The sequence below is a fragment of the Devosia naphthalenivorans genome, assembly GCF_003056355.1.
Classification (GTDB): domain Bacteria; phylum Pseudomonadota; class Alphaproteobacteria; order Rhizobiales; family Devosiaceae; genus Devosia; species Devosia naphthalenivorans.
The window spans coordinates 138,212-158,706 of sequence record NZ_PYVW01000002.1 but is presented as its reverse complement, the minus strand read 5'-3'; the positions used below and the strand labels follow the sequence as shown (position 1 = coordinate 158,706).

The following is a 20,495-nucleotide window of genomic DNA, read 5'->3' as shown; positions in this document are numbered from 1 at the left end:
AGGGGTGCGATCTATCAGCTATGCAGATCGCTCAGCTTCCACCTGAACGACCCCCTCAAGCCGCCAGCTCGAACTTCGCCTCAAGCACCGCCCGGTCAAACGGCTTCATCATATAGTCGCTGGCGCCGGCTTTCAGCGCCATGGCAATCGCACCGATGTCATTCTCGACCGTGCAATAAACCACCCGCGGTTTTTCCCCGCCGACATAGCCCCGCAATAGCTTCAGGAATTCCAGCCCGTTGAGGATTGGCATGCTCCAGTCGAGCAGGATCGCGTCGGGCATTTCCTGCCGGCATTTATCGAAGGCTTCCTGCCCGTCCTCGGCTTCCTCGACGATATAATCCATGTCCTCGAGAATACGCCGCGCGACCTTGCGCACGACGCTGGAGTCATCGACGATCAGACAGGATTTCATCGAACCGGTTCCGCAGAGGCTGACGCACATACCGATTATGTGCCACACATGCTACCGATTGGTTAGCATTATGCCGAGACTTCGGCGGCCGCTTCAACGACAGCCTTCGGCGTGGCCCTGAAAAAGAACACCGCATCCTCGATGCCGATGGCGATTTCCATATCGGTCATGCGCGCCAGAAGCCCGGTATAGAATGGCTGGATGCCGCGTGCATCGACCGAACCTTCTTCGGGCATGCCCGACAGCAGCCCGGCAGCGCCGGACGGGATCAGCGTCTTCTGCCGCTTTTCGGGGTCGCTCCTGGATGTGAACTCGAATTTTTCGCTGCCTGCTTCGCCAGTGATCGAGGCCGTGACCTGCCCGCCACGCGGCACCGACATGGCCGCGATCAGCAGCATGTTCATGAACAGCTTGGCCTTGTGCTTGGGCAACAGGATCAGCGGCACGTTCCATTCCAGATCGGCCTTCTCGATCTCGAACAGGATGCGCGCCACGCGCTCGCATTCACGCGTGTCGATATCGGTGCCAGCCGTCGAGGATGCGCCATAGGCCAGCCGCGCAAATTCAAGCTTGGCCCGGCTCTGCCGCGCGGCGCTGGCGATCAGGTCCCGCGCGCCTTCGGCCATTTCCCCCTGGTTGGGATCGGCCAGAACTTCGAGCCCGTTGCCGATTGCGCCGATGGGGTTGATCAGATCGTGGCACACTCGGCTGCACAGCATGGCCGCAAGATCGGTGGCCTGGAGCTCGATGATATCTGCCATGGGGGACAATCTCCGTAAGGCGTCAAGGCGCCAAGAATCACTAGGTGCCGACATTAAAGTGAGAAGGTTAAAAGTGGACCCCAAAAACCGGGCCGCCGTCAGTTGACCGAAAGCTGGCGGGAAAGACTGGCCCATTTCTCTTCCCCCGTCCGCGCGGCAGCATCGGGCGCCAGCAAGAACGCTTCCCGATTGGCTGCCGAATAGAACAGATAGAGCCGCTGCTTGAAGACCGTATAAATCCGCGGATCGCTGTCTGCCACGAAGCCGCGTGAAATGCCCATCCCGTCATGCCCACCATATTGCGGCGCATAGATTTCAGGCGCCCGGCTGAACACGTCACGATTAGCCGCCGTCGCAAAATGCCAGGGCACGTTCTGCCAGGTGAATTCGAAATCGGGTCGGCCGGCGACAGGCCTGTCCTCGGTGAAATAACTCACCGGATCATAGCCCGACATGGCGATGCCCGTCAGCGGATCGGTAACGATCAGCGTCACCACCGATTGCGCTTGCAAGGGCGCGATTGCGGCAGAAACCATGCCGAACAAGGGCAAAACAAAGGCCAGCATGGTTAAGATTTGTTTAGAGGTTTGCGTCATCATTGGTCCAATGATCGGCAGGCCGGACGTGCGGTGTCGTGACGTAAAACTAGGGCCCAAGCCTTAACGAGACCGTAACTGCCTGCCTCGCCGCGATCCCAGGAGATCCCAGATGATCAAGCGCCTTGCCCTCCTCCTTGCCCTGCTGGCCTCCATTGTCGCTCCCGTGCCGGCAGCCTTTGCCCAAGGCTCGCTCAGTGATACCTATTCCGGCGAAGAACTGGTCGAAAGCGGCCGCGAGTTCTTCGGCAGCGCGTCCCAAGGCCTTGCGTCGCTGGTCGAGCGTGCCGTCAGCGAATTCGGCCTGCCCAACGGCTATATTCTGGGCGAAGACGCGGGCGGCGCCCTGTTTGCCGGTGCGCGTTACGGCGAAGGCACTGTTTACACCCGCAATGCCGGCCAATACGCCGTCTATTGGCAAGGCCCCTCCCTCGGCTTCGATATCGGGGGGGATGGCTCCAAGGTCATGATGCTGGTCTATAACCTAAACCAGATCGGCGACGTCCTGGGCCGCTACGCCGGGGTAAATGGATCAGCGTATGTGCTGGGCGGCTTCGGCATGACGGTGATCAAGCGTGGCCCTGTTGTCATGGTGCCGATCCGCTCAGGCGTCGGTGCCCGGTTGGGCGTCAATATCGGCTACCTCAATTTCACCAACCAGCCCACCTGGAACCCCTTCTGAGCTAGGGCAGTACCGGTCGGGCGAAACCGCGAAAGCTCCTGCGCATCAGCGGCAGGAGTGTCGCCGCCAGATAGGCCAGTCCCATCAGCACAAACGCCGGCGCAAGTCCCACCAGACCGATCAGCGCCCCGCCGACGAGCCCGCCTAACGGAATCAGCGCCCAGCACAGCGCGCCATAAATCGAAGTCACCCGCCCCACCAGCGCTGCGGGAATACGCTCGAACATCACGGCGGAGAGGATCGGGTTGAGGAACCCCGAAGCAAACCCCGCCGTCACCAACACCGCAAAAATCCCCCATAGCGGCGCCTCGACAGCAAACACCACAAAGCGAGGGAAACCGGTCAGGAGAAAAGCGACTGTGTAGACCAGCAGTCGCGGCAGCTTCTCCCCGATCATCGCGGCTATGATGGCGCCAAGCATGGACGCACCCGCGAAAGCCGCGAACATCATGCCCAGCAGCGCCGGGCCGTGTCCCGATTGCTGCGTCCAGACCGGCAGCAGCACAGTGGCATAGGCCTGGTCTAGCAGATTGGTTGCCGCCACCATGATGACGATCCCCATCAGCACCGCATCGGATCTCAGAAAACGCCAACCTTCGGCAAAATCCTGCCGGTAAGAGCGGCGCTGCGGATGGCCCTCGGCTTTCGCTCCCCTAGCAAGGCCAACCAGCAGCACCAGCGCAGCAAACCCGAAGGTTGCTGCATTCACCCAGAGCGCCTCGACCGCCCCGATCCAGCCGATCAACGCCCCCGCTCCCGCTGCGCCCGCAGTGGATGCCAGCCGTTCGATAGCGCCGACCACCCCCGTCACCCGTTCGAGCGGCAAGCCGGCAGCCACCGCCACTTGCGGCACCAGCGACTGTTTTGCCGCGTCGGATGGGCCACGCAACACGCCGAGCAGGAACACGATCGGCAGCAGCACCGGCACGCTGAGCAGGCCCAGCCCATGCAGTAGCGGCACCAGGCCCACCACCAGCACGCAACCCAGATCGCAGGCAATCGCCATGGATCGCGCACCCAGCCGGTCGATCAATGGCCCGCCCACCGCCTTGGCCACGACGTAGGGCAGCATCTCGGCCATGGCGACAAGGCCGGTCTGCATGGCGTCTCCAGTGGTGCTCAGCACCAGCCAGGGAATGGCGATGGTCGAAAGTCTCGTTCCCGACAGCGACAGCGCCTCAGCCACCGCAAGCGTCAGAAACGGCCGCCCGGTCACTTGCCCAGCCGTCCCGGATAGGGAAACGCGTGCAGAATGAGCGAAAAAGGCTCCCTGCCCCCTTCCAGCTTTTCCCCAAGCGGGGGCGCATTGCGCATCGCCTCCCACAACAGATCCATGATCTTGGCCGTCAGGGCGTCGGCCTCGCTGGCCGTCAGCGGAATGGTCAGGTCACTTGCCGTGCTGGCCTTGCGCCACGCTTCGGGAAGTCGCGCATATTCCTCCACGGCCTGCTGCATCTGGCTAACCTGTCCGGACAGCGCCGCCTGGGTAAACGCCACGCCCAGCTCAAGGTCTTCCCCGCTTGCACTGGCACTTAGCACCGACGTCGTCTCGTGGCGGGCTCGCCACCAGCGTTCCCGTCGCGATGGACCCGGTGCATCCTCGATAAAGCCGTGCTGGGCCAATTGGCGCAGATGGTAGCTGGTGGCGCCGCTGTTAAGACCCAGCCGCCCCGCCAATTGTGTTGCAGTCGCAGGTCCGTCGATCCGCAACATTCCCAACATGCGCAGCCGCACCGGATGCGCCAGTGCCTTGAGCGCGGTTGCATCGGGCACGACATTGCTGACCTTGCGCATGGCAACCCCTTCTTCAGATGAGCCTCAGCATAAGTCTGCAAACATTCCTTTGCAAAGATTCCTTTGCAGTCACAAAACAGCCATTGATGCATTGTTGACCTGCATGTGGGATAAAACGACAAGTCACATCGGCCCTGGCCCCTGTGCCAAGGAAAAATTCCGCCCCATGTGTCGGGCGCGCGTTTGGAGCTCAGCCCATGCTGATCGAGAACATGATGTACTTCGCGCTGGGCGTGCTGGTTGCAGGGCTGATCGCATTGATCATCCTGCCCGCCGTCTGGAAGCGCGCAGTACGCCTCACCAAGCGCCGCATCGAGGCTGCAACGCCGATCACCATGGCGGAATTTCGCGCCGACAAGGATCAGTTGCGCGCCGAATTCGCGCTGACCACGCGGCGCCTCGAAATGACCATCGAGGCGCTGCGCGGCAAGCTTGCCGAGCAATTGGGCGAGTTCAACCAGGCGCGCAGCGATCTCGGCGTGCTTAACGCCGAACGCACCAAGCACGAGGCCATCGTGCAGGATCTGGAAACCCGCGCTGTCGAGCTGCAGTCGCGTCTCGGAGAACTCGAGCGCGAGAACACCGATCTGGCGCAAAAGCTGCGCATGCGGGAACGCGATCTGGAGGTGCGCACCCAGGAACTGGCCGCGCTACGCGAGCCCCCTCCAGCCGACGAGGACAGCACCCCACCCGAGCTGGAAGATGTCCTGACCGCCCAAGCCCGCATTGCCAGCGCGGAAAACCGGCTCAGCGCCCTTCTGGCCGAAACCGGACAGGTGGTGGAAATCACCCCCGGCCACAACGAGCCGCTTTTGGCGGACGAGCTGACCCAGGAGGAAGAATTGGGCGCCTTGCGCAGCAAGGTGGCCGATGTGGAAAACACCATCCTGACCGATTGGGACAATGACACCGCTGATGAAGCCGCCTTGCGCGAAAAGCTCAACAACATCGCGGCCAATGTCAGCCGCCTCGTCTATGCCGTGGAAACCGACAATACCGGCAGCGGCGAGAGCGAAAGCCTGTTCGACCGCGTCCAGCGCTTCGCCGATGACGGCGACAGCCTGACCGATCCTCCCCCGGACACCACGAGCGAACGCTCAAGCGCCGTGTCGAACCGCATGGCCGCGCTGCAGGAAATCCGGGGACGCTAGTTGCCGATTACCACGCTGCGGTTCATCTCACCCGTCGCCAGATCGAACAGCGCCAGCGTCGTTACGCCACCCACAGTATAGGTCACGTTGATCTGCCCTTCGCTGACCAGCGCCGAGACCACCTGGGCATCGGCCGGCAAACTGACCGCTTCCGCGATAGCGGGCGGGGGTGCATCGCGCATCACACGATAGACAAGGGCGAAGCCAATCGCCATAAAGCCCAGCAACAGGATGCCGATCGATATCCCGAACGAACGGCGCGCCTTGCTGAACATGGCCAGCGCCTCGGGGGATAGCGGCTCATCCGCTTTGGGGCCGCTAGGCCCGTTCTCGTTAGGATTGCTCATGGCCGATAATACCGCACTGGAGTTCGAGGTCGACGAAGTCGAAGTCGTCGTTGACGCCGACATGGCCGGCGGGCGGCTTGATGCCGTGCTGGCCAGGGCTCACAATGTGTTGAGCCGCAACCGGATCAAGGATCTGATCCTGACCGGCGCCGTCACCATCGACGGCCAAACCGTCAGCGAGCCCAAATACCGGCTTACCGCGGGCGAGACAATCACTCTTCTTGCCCCACCCCCAGAAGATGCCGAACCGCTGCCCGAGGATATTCCGCTCGACATCCTCTATGAGGACGACCAGCTTATCGTCATCAACAAGCCCGTCGGCATGGTGGTGCACCCTGCCCCCGGCTCGCCCAGCGGCACTCTGGTCAATGCCTTGCTGTTCCATTGCGGCGATAGCCTCGTCGGCATTGGCGGCGTCAAGCGCCCCGGCATAGTGCATCGTCTAGATCGTGACACCTCCGGCGTCATGGTCGCCGCCAAGACCGAAAAGGCGCATAAGCACCTCTCCGAGCAGTTCGCCGATCACGGCCGTACCGGCCCGCTGCATCGCGCCTATCTCGCCTTTGTCTGGGGCTCGACTGAAACTGGCAAGGGCACGGTCAATGCCCCGCTCGGACGCGACCAGAACAACCGGCTCAAGCAGGCCGTGCGCAAGGATGGACGCGAAGCGATCACCCACTATTTCGTGGAACAGCGCTTCGGCGACGAGGGCTGGGACATCACCCGGGTGCAATGCCACCTCGAAACCGGCCGCACCCACCAGATCCGCGTCCACATGGCCCATATCGGCCATCCTTTGGTCGCCGATGCGGTCTATGCTTCAGGTTACGCGACCAAGATCAACAAGCTGCCCGCCGACGTCGTCGAGCCGCTTGTAGCACTTGGCCGCCAGGCGCTGCATGCGGCCGAGCTGGGCTTCGAGCACCCCGTCACAAAGGAGGAAATGTTCTTCGAAGCCCCCCTGCCGCCCGATCTGGAGGCATTGCAGGAGGCTCTGGAGAACTATAACAAGGCCTTTGCGCGCTAGCCCTCACTGCATGGTGAATGAACCAGACCTTGCACTGGGACGTATTGATACCAAGGGCAAAATCCCGATATTCGGCTGATCCTTGCCGATTTGTAACCGTTTTGGCGGTTTGGTCCTCTTACAATCGCCAAATTGCCGATTATATATTCATCGTAGTTTGCCGATGGGTCGAGTGAACATCGGCCAGGCTATCTGCCCTCGAGGGCGCTATTCGGTTTGCGTGGGCTTTCGCAAATCTGGTGTCCTCGTCTCGGGGGAACATGAAAGGGGTGCAATAAATGGCCCAGACCAATCTTCCAACCCTCTCAGCCGAAGGCGGGCTGAGCCGTTATCTTCAGGAAATCCGCAAGTTCCCGATGCTGGAACCGGATGAAGAATTCATGCTGGCCAAGCGCTACAAGGAACATGCCGATCCCGGCGCTGCCCAGAAACTGATTACCTCGCATCTGCGTCTCGTGGCCAAGATCGCCATGGGCTATCGCGGCTATGGCTTGCCCATCTCGGAAGTGATTTCCGAGGGCAATGTCGGCCTGATGCATGCAGTCAAGCGCTTTGAGCCCGACAAGGGCTTCCGCCTGGCGACCTATGCGATGTGGTGGATCCGCGCCGCCATCCAGGAATATGTCCTGCGCAGCTGGAGCCTGGTCAAGATCGGCACCACCGCCGCCCAGAAGCGCCTGTTCTTTAACCTGCGCAAGGTGAAGGGACAGATCGCGGCCCTGGACGATGGTGCACTCCATCCCGACCAGATCAAGCAGATCGCGACCACGCTCAAGGTAACCGAAGACGACGTGGTCTCGATGAACGCCCGCCTCTCCGGCGATGCCTCGCTCAACTCGCCCATGCGGGCTGATGAAGGCTCATCGGAATGGCAGGACTGGCTCGTCGACGACACGCCGAGCGCTGAAACCAAGCTGGGCGAAAGCGAGGAATATTCCGAACGCATGGGCTTGCTGAACAACGCGATGGACGTGCTCAACGAGCGCGAACGCGCCATCTTCCATGCCCGCCGCCTCCAGGAAAACCCCTCGACCCTCGAAGAGCTGGCCCAGCAATACGAAGTCAGCCGCGAACGCATCCGCCAGATCGAAGTCCGCGCCTTCGAAAAAGTGCAGGACGCCGTCAAGGAAGCGGCGAACGCAAACTAGGCGTTAAATGATCGAATGACAAAGGCGGGCCCAGTGCCCGCCTTTTTTGTTACGAGAAGCACACCGCCTCACTCCCCAATCGTGTATGGCACAATCCCTCCCACCCACCCACAGATGTTTCCCTCGGGCTCGACCCGAGGGCCACTCTCCCCACGGCACAAGCGACGAGAGACCCCGGATCAAGTCCGGGGGAAACGCCAGTGGGTGTGGAAGCCACAAGGGAAAAGGACCTAACTTATCCCCCTTCTCCCCCCACCCACGGCGTCATGTCATCATCCCCCCATTCCCGCACATGCTGCGCGGTCGCGACGAACGGTCGGTGCGGGAATGCCGGGTGAGGTGGGGGTCGCTCCATCTCCTGTGGCACAAGGATGATCTGGCACCGATTAAAGCCCCCGGTGTGACTTTCGGCACGGGCGACTAGCCGCAGACGGTCCTTACTCCATAGAGCCCCCGGAAACATGGGGCGAGGTGGGTTCCACCTCATACCAATTTTGCCGGACGACCGGCACCGGGACGAACCTCGCCCCATGTCGCAGCCTGCCGCGACAAACACCGACCCATCACCCGCAGGGCATCACGCCCGGGCGGCGCTTCGGCTCGCCTGCACCAGATCCCACAACCGCTCCTTGGCTAGAATCAGCAGCCACGGCGTATCATCCGCCGGCACGATCTCCACCCGCTCGCCATTGCCCTCATTGGACGTGCCGATCAGCCCGCCCGGCTCGAGCCGCAACCCATCCATGGGATAAAACAAACCGCTGGAGCGCTCGAACCGGATCGGCACCAGCGGATGGATCGAAACCCGCTCACGCCTGCCAGCTTCGAAGCTGATCGATCCCACCACCGCCAATGCCACATCCACCTCATCCACCAGCAGCAGCCGCCGTTGGGGCGCATATTGCAGCACCGCGCTCAGCGCCGCCAGCGTGTGGTCGAGCCGCCTGCCCGTCATGCCCAGCGCCAGCGTCACCGGCGCCTTCGTTGAATACAGCGCCTTCTGGAAATCGGTGGTGATCTGCTCGGGAATATGGATCACCCGCGTCCGGCGCTCCCAGCCGGATCGATCCTGCAGCGAATCGAGGTCGCCGATGATCGCCGCCGGCACCAAGCCCGCCGCGCCAATGGCATCGGCCCCGCCATCGGCTCCGATCAGCACCACGCCACGGCGGTGGAGCGCCACCAGCAGGCCGGGGTCCACGGCACCACCCCCAACAATGGCAATGGGGCCTTCAAAAGCGAGGATAGGCGCGTCCGCTGTCGTCACGGAAGTGTCTTGCACTACGATACAGCTCTCATTAAGTGTGTGGCGTCTCGCTGGGGTGTTCCGTGAAACCGGAGCTGAGAATTACCCATTGAACCTGAACCAGGTCATGCTGGCGGAGGAAGTTCGAGATGGCAAGAGCGTCTCGGCGCCAGCCATTGACACACATCCCTTCACTCATGGCCGCAACCATTGAAGGGATTGACCCATGGTCAAATTCACATCCATTGCGCTTGCGGTCCTATCCGGACTCATCGCTGGCCCCGCCATCGCCCAGGACGCGCCAAAGCTCACCATTTACACCTATGATGGCTTCGCCGCCGAATGGGGCCCCGGCCCCAGCCTCAAGGCAGGATTCGAAGCCATTTGCGGCGATTGCACCGTCGATTTCATCGCCGCCGACAGCTCCATCGGCACCCTGCGCCGCGTCCAGCTGGAAGGCGAAACCACCGAAGCCGACCTGATCGTCGGCCTCGACACCGCCATCGCCGGCGAAGCCCGCGCCACCGGCCTGTTCGCCGAACACGAACTCGACCTCAGCCACCTGGCCCTGCCGACCGAATGGACCGACACGACCTTCGTGCCCTTCGACTACGCTCACTTCGCCTTCGTCTATGACACCGACACGCTCACCACGCCCCCCAAATCCTTCGAAGAACTGATTGCCCTGCCCAACGACTTCAAGATCGTGGTGCAGGACCCGCGCTCGGCCACCCCTGGCCTCGGACTCGTGCTCTGGATTGCCGCGGCCTATGGCGACCGCGCCCCCGAGATCTGGGCCGGCCTCAAGCCCCACATCCTCACCGTGACCCGCGAATGGAGCGAGAGCTACAATCTGTTCCTTGAGGGCGAAGCCGACATGGCGCTGAGCTACACCACCTCGCCCGCCTACCACATCGTCTCGGAAGACGATCAAACCATCCACGCCGCCCTGTTCGACGAGGGCCATCTGGCCCAAACCGAAGTTGCTGGCATGCTCAAATCCTCCGACCAGCCCGAACTGGCCCGCCAGTTCCTCGACTATCTGGCATCCGTTGATGGCCAGAAGATCATCCCGACCACCAACTGGATGTTCCCGGTCACCGACCTCGGCGCCGACCTCGACCCCGCCTTCGCCAGCCTGCCGCAGCCCGAAAAAACTCTCACCATCAGCGACGAAGACATTGCCGCCAACAGCCAGCGCTGGATCGACGAAATGCTGGCGGCTGTGCAGTAGACCGCGATATGTCCGCACCCACGGCACAGCACCCTCCCCCTTGCGAGGAGGGTTCATATCGGGCTCGTTGCGCCGCCGTTTCAGTCGACACCCTCCCCCTTGCGGGGAGGGATCAAGGGTGGGGGGCGTTTAGCCCTAATATTGGGGCCAACCGCCACCCCGTCCCAGCCTCCCCCGTCCCAGCCTCCCCCGTCGAGGGGGAGGTGCCGCCCGGTGGAAAGGATGCATCGCATCTCCACCGCCAGTCATGCGCCCACAGTGAACAGTACCCCCGTCAAGGGGGAGGTGCGGCCTGGTGGTCGGCACGGTATCGCGGCCTGCCATGCTGACCCTACCCCACCGCCCGTTCCGCATCGCAACCGCGATCACGCTCGCCGCCGCCATCGCCACGCTGATCGCCCTGGTGCTCTGGGCCATCCTTGCCGCAGCAACCGACAGCAGCAGCACCTCGCGCATCGACATCCCCCATTTGCTCCGGATGACCACCATCCAGGCAGGCCTGACCACCGTGCTCTCCCTCGCCGTTGGCACCGCCCTGGCCTGGTCCCTCAACCGCCTCCGCTTCCCCGGCCGTGACCTCGTCGTGGGGCTCTTCGCCTCCGCCATCGTCACCCCCGGCATGGTGGTCGCCTTCGGCCTCCTCGCCATCTGGGGCCGCAATGGCTGGATCAATCAGGCGAGCGAAGCGCTGTTCGGCGTCTCGATCGGCAGCCCCGCCTACGGCCTCTCCGGCATTCTCTTCGCCCATGTGGTGCTCGACGGCGCCTTCGCGGCCCGCATCCTGCTGGCGCGTCTCGACGCCGTTCCCGCCAACCGGCTCAAGACCGGCCAATCACTTGCCCTCTCGGCATGGCAGCGCTTCACCCTGATCGATTGGCCCGCCCTGCGCGGCAGCCTGCCCGGCATCGGCGCGATCATCTTTCTCCTCGCCTTCACCAGCTTCCCCATCGTGCTGCTGCTCGGCGGCGGCCCCGCCAACCAGACGCTGGAAGTCGCCATCTACGCCGCCGTCCGGCAGGATTTCGACCTCAGTGGCGCCGTGCGGCTGGCGGCCACGCAGATCGCCGTCTGCTCCATCGTTATCCTCATCGCCTCCGCCCTAGCCCCGGTCCCCACCAGTTTCGGTGCGTCGACGCCGCCGCGTTGGCGCGACTCATCCACCGCCCGCATCCTGCAAGGCCTGGTGCTCGCCATCGCCACTCTCGGCTTCGTGCTCCCGCTCCTTTCCGTACTGGTCGGGGGCGTCGGCAGCATCGGAAGGGTCCTGGCCCAACCGACCTTCTGGTGGGCCGCAGGAACCAGCCTCGCCGTCGGCAGCGCCTCGGCCCTGCTCACCCTTGCACTGGCCCTTGCTCTCGCCATGGGGCGCGGCGCGACTGCCAACGGGCCACTACGCACCCTGCTTGGGATGCCGGCCTTCGCCTATCTCGCCGTCCCCGCTGTGGTCCTCTCGCTCGGCTTCTTCTTGCTGGTCCGCTCCCTCGGCATCGCCCCCGCCCAAGCCGCACCTTTCGTGGTGATCCTGGCCAACAGCCTGCTCGCCCTGCCCTTCGCCATTGCCACGCTGGGGCCCCCGCTCGAAACTATCGCCCGCGGCCGGGGCAAGCTGATGCGCTCGTTGGGTCTTTCCGGCTGGCGGCAATTCCGGCTCGTGGAACTGCCCCTGATCGGTCGCGACCTCGGCGTCATGCTGGCGCTCGCCTTCTGCTTCTCGCTTGGCGATCTGGGCGTCATCGCCCTGTTCGGCACCCAGGATTTCCAGACCCTGCCGCTGATGATGTTCCGCGCGCTGGGCTCCTACCGCAACAACGATGCGGGCGCCATCGCCGCCATCCTGCTGATCGGCACTATCCTGGCCTTCGCCGGCCTGCCCAAACTCTTCGGAAAGATCGCTGATGCTGCGCGTTGAAGATCTGCTCTTTGTCCACCCCGGCCAGCCAACGGAGTATAGTTTCAGCTTCATCGCCGAGGCGGGTGAAGTCACCGCCATCTCGGGCCCAAGCGGATCGGGGAAATCCACCTTGCTCGACCTTATCGCCGGTTTTCTGGAGCCCCGCTCAGGCCGGATCACGCTCGACGATATCCAACTCGTGCCCCTCCAGCCCGAGGAGCGACCGATCTCGCTGTTGCTGCAATCGGAAAGCCTGTTCGAGCATCTGAGCGCCGGTCGCAACATAGCCCTTGGCCTGCCACCGCGAACCTCGAAGGACACCACCCGCCAGAAAGTCGGTCAGGCACTGGCGGAGGTTGGCTTGAGCGGCGTCGAGCACCAAATCGCCGCCACCCTCTCAGGCGGGCAAAAGCAGCGCGTTGCCCTTGCACGCACCTTGCTGCGCAACCGGCCCGTTCTGCTGCTGGACGAACCTTTTTCGGCGCTTGACGATGAAACCCGCCAAACCATCCGCGACCTGGTGAAGACACTCACCATTCGCCACCGCTGGCACACCATCCTTGTCAGCCATCACGCCGACGATGTGGAACAGTTGGCGCAGCGCCGCTACCGCATCGAAGCAGGACGGCTTGAGCTCTATTGAGCCCAGGCCGTGAAGACTTCGTCGAACATGCCCTGCGCCTCTTCGTCCTTTTCCAGGGTGATGATGGCGTTCCGCCCGGTGCCATAGACCACCGCCAGATCCATCCACTTGCGGGATTCGAGCAGGTCGGTATTGGTCTCGAGGTCGTTCGGCGAGGCACTGAGTGCAAACAGGAACGAATTGCCCACGACCCGCGCCGAGGCACCAACCAGCGGCGTACCCGGCACCAATTCCTCGTTCTTGAGCAACACGCCCGGCAGATTGGCGATGGTGCCGCCGATAAAGGTGTCGTTGACGTCGAAGTCCACCTCCATCAGATGGCTCGCCGGCAGGCTCGGATCGGAATTCTTGCGGATGGTGATCTCGACGCCCAGATTGCGCGCCGGAATGCTGGCATTGCCCACGATCGTCGGCAGGCCCAGTTCGTCCTCGCCCTTGGTCCACTCGATCGTGCCCGAGAATGGCACTGCGCCGGTCCGTCCGTCCGCACTTGCCTCAAGCAGCAGCGACTGGCTACCGGCGAGAACCGCAGGATCTACCGAAGCCGTCGGATCGGTGACGTCGGCAGCCATCGCAGGATCCTCGACCGGCAGGCGTTCTTCGCCCTTGGGCTCTTCGGTGGCGCCGATGCCGGGCAGCACGCTCTGGGATGGTTCGGGCACGACCGGTTCTGGCGTCGGCTCCAGCCGGTCTTCAACCTGCAGGCCGTCCAGCGTCGACGTTGGTTCAGGGTTGGTGGCCGTGGCGGTGTTCCCTGGCCCCTCGGTCACGGGCGTATCCGTGGGCTGAACCGGGTCCAGCGTCGGGGTTGTGCTCGGCGAGACATCGGCTGTTTCGGTCACCGGGGCACCCTGGCCGAACATCTGGTCGAGATCGATATAGCCTTCACGCCAGGCCCAAAAGCCTGCGCCGCCAGCACCAAACAGCAGTACGGCGAAAACGATGAGGAAAATCGTGACACCGCCGCTTGAGCGCGCTGCGGCCGGTGCGGCAACAAAGCCCGCCTCTTCCGGCTCCGCCGCCGGAGGCGCCTTGGGCGCCGCAAACATGCGATCGGCAGCCTCCCGGGCCGTCTCCGCGGCCGGCTCGACGGGAGCTTCCGTAATCTCGGTAATCTCGCCGCGTGCCTCACGGTCCAACGTCTCGATAGCGCGCTCGATGACGCTTTCGGCTTCGGTCGGATCGGGCTGGCTCGCTTCAAGTTCGACTTCTCGAACGCTGGACAGAGCCGTTTCGACCGGCTGTGTAGCCGGCAAGATCAGCGGAACGACATCCTGTTGCCGCGCCACGGCCTGCCCACGGCCAAGGCTTGGCTCCAGCCGTGGCGCCGTGCTCCCCACCAATGGCATCGGATCACGCCGTGGTTCGAAACCAGGGCTCTTGAGCGGAGCTTCGGATGGGCGGCTCTTGTTCGGTACGGGAGAAGTCGGGCCCGATTTGACGACGCTGATCGGCGGCGTCTTCGGCTCCAGCTTGGCAACCGGCGGAGTTTCGGTCGCCTCGACCGGCTCTTCGGCGGCGACCACATCGCTCCCCGACGCCGCAGCAGCCTGGGCGATAATGTCCTCGATCGAGACCACTTTGGCCGAGGGCGGAGCGGCAAGCGGAGGCTCGGGCTCGTTCACTTGCGCTGGCGGCTCGGCTATAGGTGCAGGCGGCTCGTCCTCAGCGGCCTCAACCGGCTGGGGTGCCTCTACCGGTTCTGGCGCGCTGACCGGAGCCGGCGCGGCAGTCTCAACCGGGCGAGCAGGAGGCTTGGGCGCAAAGCGCGCCCCCAAACCAGCGTCGCGCCCCAGGGAGATGATCGCCTCGCTGGCTTCCTGCTCGACCTGGCGGATACAGTCTTCAAGCTGCAGCCGGTGTTGGGTGATATCACGGGCCGCCAGAGGGGGTTGAATAGCGCGCAATTGGCCCACAAGAGCCGAACGCGCCTTTTCATAAACCGCACGTCGTGCGGCACCATTATTCTCCGGCAGCGCCGAGATGGCCCGGCGTAACAGCTCTTTGTAGTCCGCCATTGGTTACTTGATACTCACGATGTCAGCGACGTGTTGTAACAAAAAAACTCAGTCTTGGAATGGGTCAACGACAAGGATGGTGTCGGCTCGCTCCGGACTCGTCGACAACATCGCCACCGGAGCCCCGATCTGCTCTTCGATATAGCGAACATATTTGACAGCCTGGGCCGGCAACTCCGCCCAGCTGCGGGCGCCTGCGGTGGTCTCGGACCAGCCTTCCAGCGTCTCGTAGATCGGCTTAACCCGCGCCTGTGCCCCCATTGAGGCAGGCAAATAATCTATCCGTGATCCGTCCAGTTCATAGCCGACGCAGACCTTGATCTCCTTGAGGCCATCCAGAACGTCCAGCTTGGTCAGGGCGATTCCCGAAATGCCGGACGTCTTTACCGTCTGGCGCACCAGCACCGCATCGAACCAGCCGCAACGCCGTGGCCGGCCGGTGTTGACACCCACTTCCCGGCCGACAGTCGCCAGGTGCTTGCCGATCTCGTCGTCGAGTTCGCACGGGAACGGGCCTTCGCCCACTCGGGTCGTATAGGCCTTGGTGATTCCCAGCACATAGCCGATCGCCGTGGGCCCCAGGCCCGAACCGGCAGCGGCCTGGCCGGCGACTGTGTTGGACGAGGTAACAAACGGATAAGTGCCGTGGTCATTGTCGAGCAACGCACCCTGCGCGCCCTCGAACAGGATGCGGGCCCCGGCCTTGCGCTTGTCGTCGAGCACCTGCCAGACCTGGTCCATGAAGGGCAGGATTTCGGCGGCGACGGAGGTCAGCTCGTCATAAATGGTCTGTGCCTCGATCTCGGCAAGACCCATGCCCCGGCGCAGCGCATTGTGGTGCCCGAGCAGGCGCTCGATCTTCACCATCAACGTATCTGGCTCGGCCAGATCGACCAGGCGGATGGCGCGACGGCCCACCTTGTCTTCGTAAGCCGGACCGATGCCGCGCTTGGTGGTGCCGATCTTGAGACCCGAATTGGAGTCTTCGCGTATGGCATCAAGTTCGCGGTGCAGCGACAGGATCAGCGGCGCATTGTCGGCAATACGCAGTATTTCCGGCGTGATCTCGACACCCTGCCCGCGCAGCTTGGCCATTTCCTGAACAAAGTGGTGCGGGTCGACGACGACGCCATTGCCGATGACGCTGAGCTTTCCCTGTACCAGGCCCGATGGCAGCAAGGCGAGCTTGTAGCTGACCCCGTCAATGACCAGCGTGTGGCCGGCATTGTGGCCGCCATGATAGCGCACCACCACATCGGCGCGCTCGGAAAGCCAGTCAACGATCTTGCCCTTGCCTTCGTCGCCCCACTGCGAGCCGACGACCACCACATTAGCCATGAAATACCTTCTCCAGGATAGGCACGAGACACAAAGGGCCCGACCGCCACGGCCGCACCCTTCCCAATATCGGACCTCTGTTTCTCAGGCTGCCGCAAGAATTTTGCTGGCGGCCGAATAACTGCTAAGTCCGATTGTCCTTACATCACCATGGCGACGATGACAAAGCCGCAGACCTATGAAAATCGCGGCAAATCGGCCCGCGTTCTCGAACAGCCCTATCTTTTGCTGATTCTCGCCCCTCTGTTCTGGGGTGGTAATGTGGTCGCCGCGAAGATGGTGGTAGGGGAGATCGACCCATTCTTGTTGCTGGCAGCCCGTTGCGTTGGCGCGACCTTGTTTATCTACCCGTTCGCCTGGCGCTTCGTTGCCGCGGACTGGGGCGTGATCCGGCGCACCTGGCCCTTGGTCATGGGTTACGGCGCCCTGGGCTACGCGCTTTACAACGTCCTGCTTTATGTGGGGCTTACCACCACGACGGCCGTCAACTCCTCGATCGAGACCGGCGCCCTGCCGATGATGATTCTGCTGGCCAATTTCATCATCTTCCGCGTGCGGGCAAGTTGGCTGCAAATCCTTGGCGTAGCAATCGCCATCTCAGGCGTGATGCTGACCGCCACCCATGGCGATCCGGCGCGCCTGCTGACCCTCGATATCAATATGGGCGATGGCTTCGTACTGCTGGCCTGCCTGACCTACACTGCCTATACCCTGGCCCTGCGCTTCCGCCCGCAAATGCACATGATGAGCTTCATGGCAGTGGCTTTTACCGGCGCGGCCATCACCGGGCTGATCATGCTGCAGCTCTTCGGCCCCGGTTTGGCGAGCTTTTCGACACTGCCGTCGATGTCACCCGCAGTCTGGGCCGTGCTCGTCTATGTCGCGATCTTCCCATCCATGTTCAGCCAGGTCGCCTATGCTCGCGGCGTCGAACTGGTTGGCCCCAACCGTGCCGCACCCAGCCACAATCTCATTCCGGTCTTCGGCGCACTTGGTTCGGTGATTCTGTTGGGCGAGCGGCTCGAGCCATACCACTACCTGGCTGCGGCGATCATTATTGGCGGCATCGTTCTTGCCGAATGGGCCGCCCGGCGCACCTGAAAACAAAAGGGCCGGCGCATAACGCCGGCCCTTGTTCAGTCTGCTTGTTGTCGCGCTTAGAACCGCAGGGCCTTGGCCTGCTTGACGCCTTCCAGCGCCGCCACTTCCGAAAGCTGAGCTTCCGTCAGCGTTCCATCGATGGAAACGAGCGCGATGGCACCGCCACCGACTTCCTCGCGGCCCAGGTTGAAGTTGGCGATATTGATGCCCAGCTTGCCCAGCACAGTGCCCAGGCGCCCGATATGGCCCGGCTTGTCCTCATTGGTCACATACAGCATGGACGGCGACAACTCGGCTTCCATGTTGATATCCTTGACCTGGATGATGCGCGGCTTGCCATTGGCGAACAGCGTACCAGCCACCCCGCGAGTCTGCCGCTCGGTGGTGACGGTCAGCCGGATATAGCCCTCATATGCACCCTGACGATCCCGGTTCGTTGTCTCGACGGTAATGCCGCGATCCTTGGCGATCTGCGGGGCCGACACCATGTTGACGTCACCCAGCGAAGGCTTCAGCACGCCATTGATCGCGGCCGCAATCATCGGCTTGGTGTTGAGTTCGGCCACATTGCCTTCGAACTCGATCTTGATGCCCGTGATGGCCGTCTCGGTCAGCTGCCCCGCAAACGAACCCAGCGTTTCCGCCAGCTTCACCCATGGGGTCAGGATTGGCGCCTCTTCGGCCGAAATGGAAGGGAAGTTCAGCGCATTGGTGATCTCGCCCGACATGAGATAAGCCGAAATCTGTTCCGCCACCTGCAGCGCCACGTTCTCCTGCGCTTCAGTGGTGGCCGCACCCAGATGCGGCGTGCAGATCACGTTGGGCAGTTCGAACAGCGGGTTGTTCTCGGCCGGCTCGGCCAGGAACACGTCGAGAGCCGCGCCCGCCACCTGGCCGGACTTCAGCGCATCATAAAGGGCCGCTTCGTCAATCAGGCCACCGCGTGCACAGTTGACGATGCGCACGCCCTTCTTGGTCTTGGCGAGCGCTTCGGCACTGATGATATTGCGCGTCGCATCGATCAGCGGCGTATGCAGCGTGATGAAGTCAGCACGTGCCAGCAGCTCGTCCAGCTCGACCTTCTCGACACCCAGCGTCTGCGCGCGTTCCGGCGACAAGAATGGATCGAACGCGATCACCTTCATGCGCAGGCCGAGCGCGCGGTCAGCAACGATCGAGCCGATATTGCCCGCGCCGATCAGGCCCAAAGTCTTGTTGGTGACTTCAACGCCCATGAAGCGGTTCTTTTCCCACTTGCTGGCACGGGTCGAAGCGTCGGCCTCAGGCAACTGGCGGGCCAGCGCCATCATCATGGCGATGGCATGCTCGGCGGTGGTGATGGAATTGCCGAAAGGGGTGTTCATCACGATGATCCCCTTCTTGGTGGCAGCGGGGATATCGACATTGTCGACGCCAATGCCGGCGCGGCCAATGACCTTGAGGTTGGTGGCGGCCGCGATGATCTTTTCGGTCACCTTGGTGGCCGAGCGGATTGCCAGACCATCATATTGACCGATGACTTCGAGCAGCCTTTCCTTGTCCTTGCCCAAATCGGGCAGGTAGTCGACCTCGACGCCGTTATCCTTGAAAATCTGGACGGCCGTGGGGCTGAGCTTGTCGGAAACGAGAACCTTGGGCATGACGCCCTCCTTGCTTTCGCCATACCGATGAAACGGTATGTGAATGGAATTTTGGGTGAGATGAACGGCGCAGTCAGCGCCGTTCAGGATCGTCAGGCAGCAGCCTGGCCGAGCGCCGACTTTTCCTGCGCGAAGGCCCAATCGAGCCACGGCACGAGCGCCGCAAGATCGGCTGCCTCGATCGTGGAACCGGCCCAGATGCGCAAGCCCGAAGGTGCATCCTTATAGGCGCCGATGTCATAGGCAACACCGGCCTTGTCGAGGCGTGCCACGATCGCCTTGGCGAACGCCGCCTGCTTGTCCGCGTCGAGAGCCGTCACCGCCGGATCGACGATCGAGAAGCAGACCGACGTGTTGGACCGGTTGGCCGGGTTCTTGGCCAGGAAATCGATCCAGTCAGTCTTGGCGACCCAGTCCGCCAACACCTTGAAATTGGCGTCGGCACGCGCCTGCATGGCGGAGAGCCCACCCAGCGCCTTGCCCCATTCCATGGCGTCGATGGCATCTTCGATGCAGATCATCGACGGCGTGTTGATGGTGGCAGCCTGGAACACTTCCTCCAGCAACTTGCCACCCTTCGTCAGGCGGAAGATCTTGGGGAGCGGCCGGTCGGGCTTGAAGGTCTCGAGCCGCTCGACGGCGCGCGGCGACAGGATCAGCACGCCATGGGCAGCCTCCCCACCCAGCGCCTTCTGCCACGAGAAGGTGACGACATCGAGCTTGGCAAAATCGAGGTTCTGCGCGAAAGCGGCCGAAGTGGCATCGCAAATGGTCAGGCCCTGCCGATCGGCAGCGATCCAGTCGCCATTGGCGACACGCACGCCCGAAGTCGTGCCGTTCCAGGTGAACACCACGTCACGGTTGAAATCGACCTGCCCCAGATCCGGCAGGTCGCCATAGGGCGCGTTGATGATGCGGACATCATCCAGCTTGAGTTGTTTGGACACGTCGGTGACCCAGCCCTCGCCGAACGATTCCCAGGCCAGCATGTCAACCCCGCGCGCACCAAGCATGGACCAGAGCGCCATTTCCACGGCGCCGGTGTCGGACGCAGGGACGATGCCGATGCGGTAATCAGCGGGAACCTGCAGCAGTTCACGGGTAAGATCGATGGCACGCTGGATGCGCGCCTTGCCGGGCTTGGAGCGGTGCGAACGGCCGACCAGCGCATCGCCGAGCGCTTCAACCGTCCACCCGGGACGCTTGGCACATGGGCCCGACGAAAAATTTGGATTAGCCGGTTTTACCGCCGGTGCGGTTTGGGGCATATCAGCCATCTTCAGCGACCCTCCCAGGTCTATGCGTCTCGCGTTAGGGCGAGATGTCCTGAGACGGGAAATACGCCGCCAGGAGCAGCGCGTCAACGGGCATTCGAAGATGAGCTGCTGAATCCTGCACCACCCATCTCGACGCCCAGGGGGAACGTATCGAGACCGGAGAGAACGCGCGCTCGGCCGATCAAA

19 protein-coding genes and 1 riboswitch are annotated in these 20,495 nt (G+C 62.9%); of the genes, 8 read left to right on the top strand and 11 right to left on the bottom strand.

Features of this window, described 5'->3' with window-relative positions:
• Window positions 1–55: 55 nt before the first annotated feature.
• The 3 genes from C8264_RS03910 to C8264_RS03900 all read right to left on the bottom strand — a co-directional run bounded on the left by C8264_RS03910 (window position 56) and on the right by C8264_RS03900 (window position 1,742).
• Entirely contained in the window at window positions 56–415 is a 360-nt protein-coding gene (locus C8264_RS03910) for a response regulator (protein WP_108459656.1), read from the bottom strand.
• A 68-nt stretch (window positions 416–483) separates the two neighbouring features.
• Entirely contained in the window at window positions 484–1,176 is a 693-nt protein-coding gene (chpT, locus tag C8264_RS03905) for a histidine phosphotransferase ChpT (RefSeq protein WP_108459655.1), read from the bottom strand.
• A 98-nt stretch (window positions 1,177–1,274) separates the two neighbouring features.
• Window positions 1,275–1,742, bottom strand: coding sequence for a YHS domain-containing (seleno)protein (locus tag C8264_RS03900; protein WP_108459654.1), 468 nt, complete (start codon window positions 1,740–1,742; stop codon window positions 1,275–1,277).
• Between the two features lie 142 nt (window positions 1,743–1,884).
• Between C8264_RS03900 and C8264_RS03895 the strand changes: the two genes are divergently transcribed.
• Window positions 1,885–2,454, top strand: coding sequence for a DUF1134 domain-containing protein (locus C8264_RS03895; protein ID WP_108459653.1), 570 nt, complete (start codon window positions 1,885–1,887; stop codon window positions 2,452–2,454).
• A gap of 1 nt (window position 2,455) precedes the next feature.
• Here the strand turns inward: C8264_RS03895 and C8264_RS03890 are convergent, their stop codons facing one another.
• Both C8264_RS03890 and C8264_RS03885 read right to left on the bottom strand, forming a co-directional pair.
• On the bottom strand, window positions 2,456–3,670 hold the full coding sequence (locus tag C8264_RS03890) for an MFS transporter (RefSeq protein WP_108459652.1): 1,215 nt from the start codon (window positions 3,668–3,670) through the stop codon (window positions 2,456–2,458).
• Window positions 3,667–4,248, bottom strand: a complete 582-nt coding sequence (locus tag C8264_RS03885) for an ArsR/SmtB family transcription factor (protein WP_108459651.1) — start codon at window positions 4,246–4,248, stop codon at window positions 3,667–3,669. Before C8264_RS03885 ends, C8264_RS03890 begins: the two co-directional genes overlap by 4 nt.
• 197 nt (window positions 4,249–4,445) lie before the next feature.
• On the opposite strand from C8264_RS03885, the gene C8264_RS03880 reads away from it, so the two are divergent.
• Window positions 4,446–5,399, top strand: coding sequence for a hypothetical protein (locus C8264_RS03880; protein ID WP_108459650.1), 954 nt, complete (start codon window positions 4,446–4,448; stop codon window positions 5,397–5,399).
• Here C8264_RS03880 and C8264_RS03875 read toward each other — a convergent pair.
• Entirely contained in the window at window positions 5,396–5,746 is a 351-nt protein-coding gene (locus C8264_RS03875) for a hypothetical protein (RefSeq protein WP_162783441.1), read from the bottom strand. The genes C8264_RS03880 and C8264_RS03875 overlap by 4 nt on opposite strands.
• Between C8264_RS03875 and C8264_RS03870 the strand changes: the two genes are divergently transcribed.
• Both C8264_RS03870 and rpoH read left to right on the top strand, forming a co-directional pair.
• Window positions 5,745–6,773 carry an RluA family pseudouridine synthase gene (locus C8264_RS03870; RefSeq protein ID WP_108459648.1) on the top strand — a complete coding sequence of 343 codons (1,029 nt, stop codon included), beginning with the start codon at window positions 5,745–5,747 and terminating at the stop codon, window positions 6,771–6,773. The two genes, C8264_RS03875 and C8264_RS03870, sit on opposite strands and share 2 nt — an antisense overlap.
• A 278-nt stretch (window positions 6,774–7,051) precedes the next feature.
• Complete coding sequence (gene rpoH / locus C8264_RS03865) at window positions 7,052–7,921, top strand: RNA polymerase sigma factor RpoH (RefSeq protein ID WP_108459647.1); 870 nt, start codon at window positions 7,052–7,054, stop codon at window positions 7,919–7,921.
• Between the two features lie 577 nt (window positions 7,922–8,498).
• Here the strand turns inward: rpoH and C8264_RS03860 are convergent.
• A complete protein-coding gene (locus C8264_RS03860; RefSeq protein ID WP_162783440.1) occupies window positions 8,499–9,188 on the bottom strand; it encodes a thiamine diphosphokinase in 690 nt (229 codons plus the stop codon).
• Between the two features lie 41 nt (window positions 9,189–9,229).
• Window positions 9,230–9,326: riboswitch (TPP riboswitch) on the top strand.
• A 67-nt stretch (window positions 9,327–9,393) separates the two neighbouring features.
• Here C8264_RS03860 and thiB point away from each other — a divergent pair.
• The 3 genes from thiB (at window position 9,394) to C8264_RS03845 (ending at window position 12,935) form a co-directional block, all read left to right on the top strand.
• Window positions 9,394–10,401, top strand: coding sequence for a thiamine ABC transporter substrate binding subunit (gene thiB, locus C8264_RS03855; RefSeq protein ID WP_108459646.1), 1,008 nt, complete (start codon window positions 9,394–9,396; stop codon window positions 10,399–10,401).
• A 295-nt stretch (window positions 10,402–10,696) separates the two neighbouring features.
• Complete coding sequence (locus C8264_RS03850) at window positions 10,697–12,310, top strand: ABC transporter permease family protein (RefSeq protein WP_108459645.1); 1,614 nt, start codon at window positions 10,697–10,699, stop codon at window positions 12,308–12,310.
• Window positions 12,297–12,935: an ATP-binding cassette domain-containing protein gene (locus tag C8264_RS03845; protein ID WP_108459644.1), complete on the top strand. Its 639-nt coding sequence runs from the start codon at window positions 12,297–12,299 to the stop codon at window positions 12,933–12,935. The genes C8264_RS03850 and C8264_RS03845 overlap by 14 nt, the downstream gene beginning before the upstream one ends.
• Here the strand turns inward: C8264_RS03845 and C8264_RS03840 are convergent.
• Both C8264_RS03840 and C8264_RS03835 read right to left on the bottom strand, forming a co-directional pair.
• Window positions 12,929–14,953, bottom strand: coding sequence for a hypothetical protein (locus C8264_RS03840; protein ID WP_108459643.1), 2,025 nt, complete (start codon window positions 14,951–14,953; stop codon window positions 12,929–12,931). The two genes, C8264_RS03845 and C8264_RS03840, sit on opposite strands and share 7 nt — an antisense overlap.
• 48 nt (window positions 14,954–15,001) lie before the next feature.
• Window positions 15,002–16,291, bottom strand: a complete 1,290-nt coding sequence (locus tag C8264_RS03835) for an adenylosuccinate synthase (protein ID WP_108459642.1) — start codon at window positions 16,289–16,291, stop codon at window positions 15,002–15,004.
• A 159-nt stretch (window positions 16,292–16,450) separates the two neighbouring features.
• On the opposite strand from C8264_RS03835, the gene C8264_RS03830 reads away from it, so the two are divergent.
• The gene (locus tag C8264_RS03830) at window positions 16,451–17,392 is read left to right on the top strand and encodes a DMT family transporter (RefSeq protein ID WP_162783438.1); all 942 of its coding nucleotides are present in this window, start codon (window positions 16,451–16,453) and stop codon (window positions 17,390–17,392) included.
• Window positions 17,393–17,448: 56 nt separating this feature from the next.
• Here C8264_RS03830 and serA read toward each other — a convergent pair whose 3' ends face one another.
• Together serA and C8264_RS03820 are read right to left on the bottom strand one after the other, a co-directional pair.
• Complete coding sequence (serA, locus tag C8264_RS03825; protein ID WP_108459640.1) at window positions 17,449–19,032, bottom strand: phosphoglycerate dehydrogenase; 1,584 nt, start codon at window positions 19,030–19,032, stop codon at window positions 17,449–17,451.
• 92 nt (window positions 19,033–19,124) lie between these two features.
• A complete protein-coding gene (locus C8264_RS03820; protein WP_108459978.1) occupies window positions 19,125–20,300 on the bottom strand; it encodes a phosphoserine transaminase in 1,176 nt (391 codons plus the stop codon).
• Window positions 20,301–20,495 lie beyond the last annotated feature (195 nt).

What these genes read in the sequence shown, in the direction of transcription:
- serA (WP_108459640.1), bottom strand. Translation starts at nt 19,032, where the DNA reads ATGCCCAAGGTTCTCGTTTCCGACAAGCTCAGCCCCACGGCCGTCCAG.
- C8264_RS03910 (WP_108459656.1), bottom strand. Translation starts at nt 415, where the DNA reads ATGAAATCCTGTCTGATCGTCGATGACTCCAGCGTCGTGCGCAAGGTC.
- C8264_RS03895 (WP_108459653.1), top strand. Translation starts at nt 1,885, where the DNA reads ATGATCAAGCGCCTTGCCCTCCTCCTTGCCCTGCTGGCCTCCATTGTC.
- rpoH (WP_108459647.1), top strand. Translation starts at nt 7,052, where the DNA reads ATGGCCCAGACCAATCTTCCAACCCTCTCAGCCGAAGGCGGGCTGAGC.
- C8264_RS03885 (WP_108459651.1), bottom strand. Translation starts at nt 4,248, where the DNA reads ATGCGCAAGGTCAGCAATGTCGTGCCCGATGCAACCGCGCTCAAGGCA.
- C8264_RS03845 (WP_108459644.1), top strand. Translation starts at nt 12,297, where the DNA reads ATGCTGCGCGTTGAAGATCTGCTCTTTGTCCACCCCGGCCAGCCAACG.
- C8264_RS03840 (WP_108459643.1), bottom strand. Translation starts at nt 14,953, where the DNA reads ATGGCGGACTACAAAGAGCTGTTACGCCGGGCCATCTCGGCGCTGCCG.
- C8264_RS03835 (WP_108459642.1), bottom strand. Translation starts at nt 16,291, where the DNA reads ATGGCTAATGTGGTGGTCGTCGGCTCGCAGTGGGGCGACGAAGGCAAG.
- C8264_RS03820 (WP_108459978.1), bottom strand. Translation starts at nt 20,300, where the DNA reads ATGCCCCAAACCGCACCGGCGGTAAAACCGGCTAATCCAAATTTTTCG.
- thiB (WP_108459646.1), top strand. Translation starts at nt 9,394, where the DNA reads ATGGTCAAATTCACATCCATTGCGCTTGCGGTCCTATCCGGACTCATC.
- C8264_RS03900 (WP_108459654.1), bottom strand. Translation starts at nt 1,742, where the DNA reads ATGCTGGCCTTTGTTTTGCCCTTGTTCGGCATGGTTTCTGCCGCAATC.
- chpT (WP_108459655.1), bottom strand. Translation starts at nt 1,176, where the DNA reads ATGGCAGATATCATCGAGCTCCAGGCCACCGATCTTGCGGCCATGCTG.
- C8264_RS03875 (WP_162783441.1), bottom strand. Translation starts at nt 5,746, where the DNA reads ATGAGCAATCCTAACGAGAACGGGCCTAGCGGCCCCAAAGCGGATGAG.
- C8264_RS03870 (WP_108459648.1), top strand. Translation starts at nt 5,745, where the DNA reads ATGGCCGATAATACCGCACTGGAGTTCGAGGTCGACGAAGTCGAAGTC.
- C8264_RS03880 (WP_108459650.1), top strand. Translation starts at nt 4,446, where the DNA reads ATGCTGATCGAGAACATGATGTACTTCGCGCTGGGCGTGCTGGTTGCA.
- C8264_RS03830 (WP_162783438.1), top strand. Translation starts at nt 16,451, where the DNA reads ATGACAAAGCCGCAGACCTATGAAAATCGCGGCAAATCGGCCCGCGTT.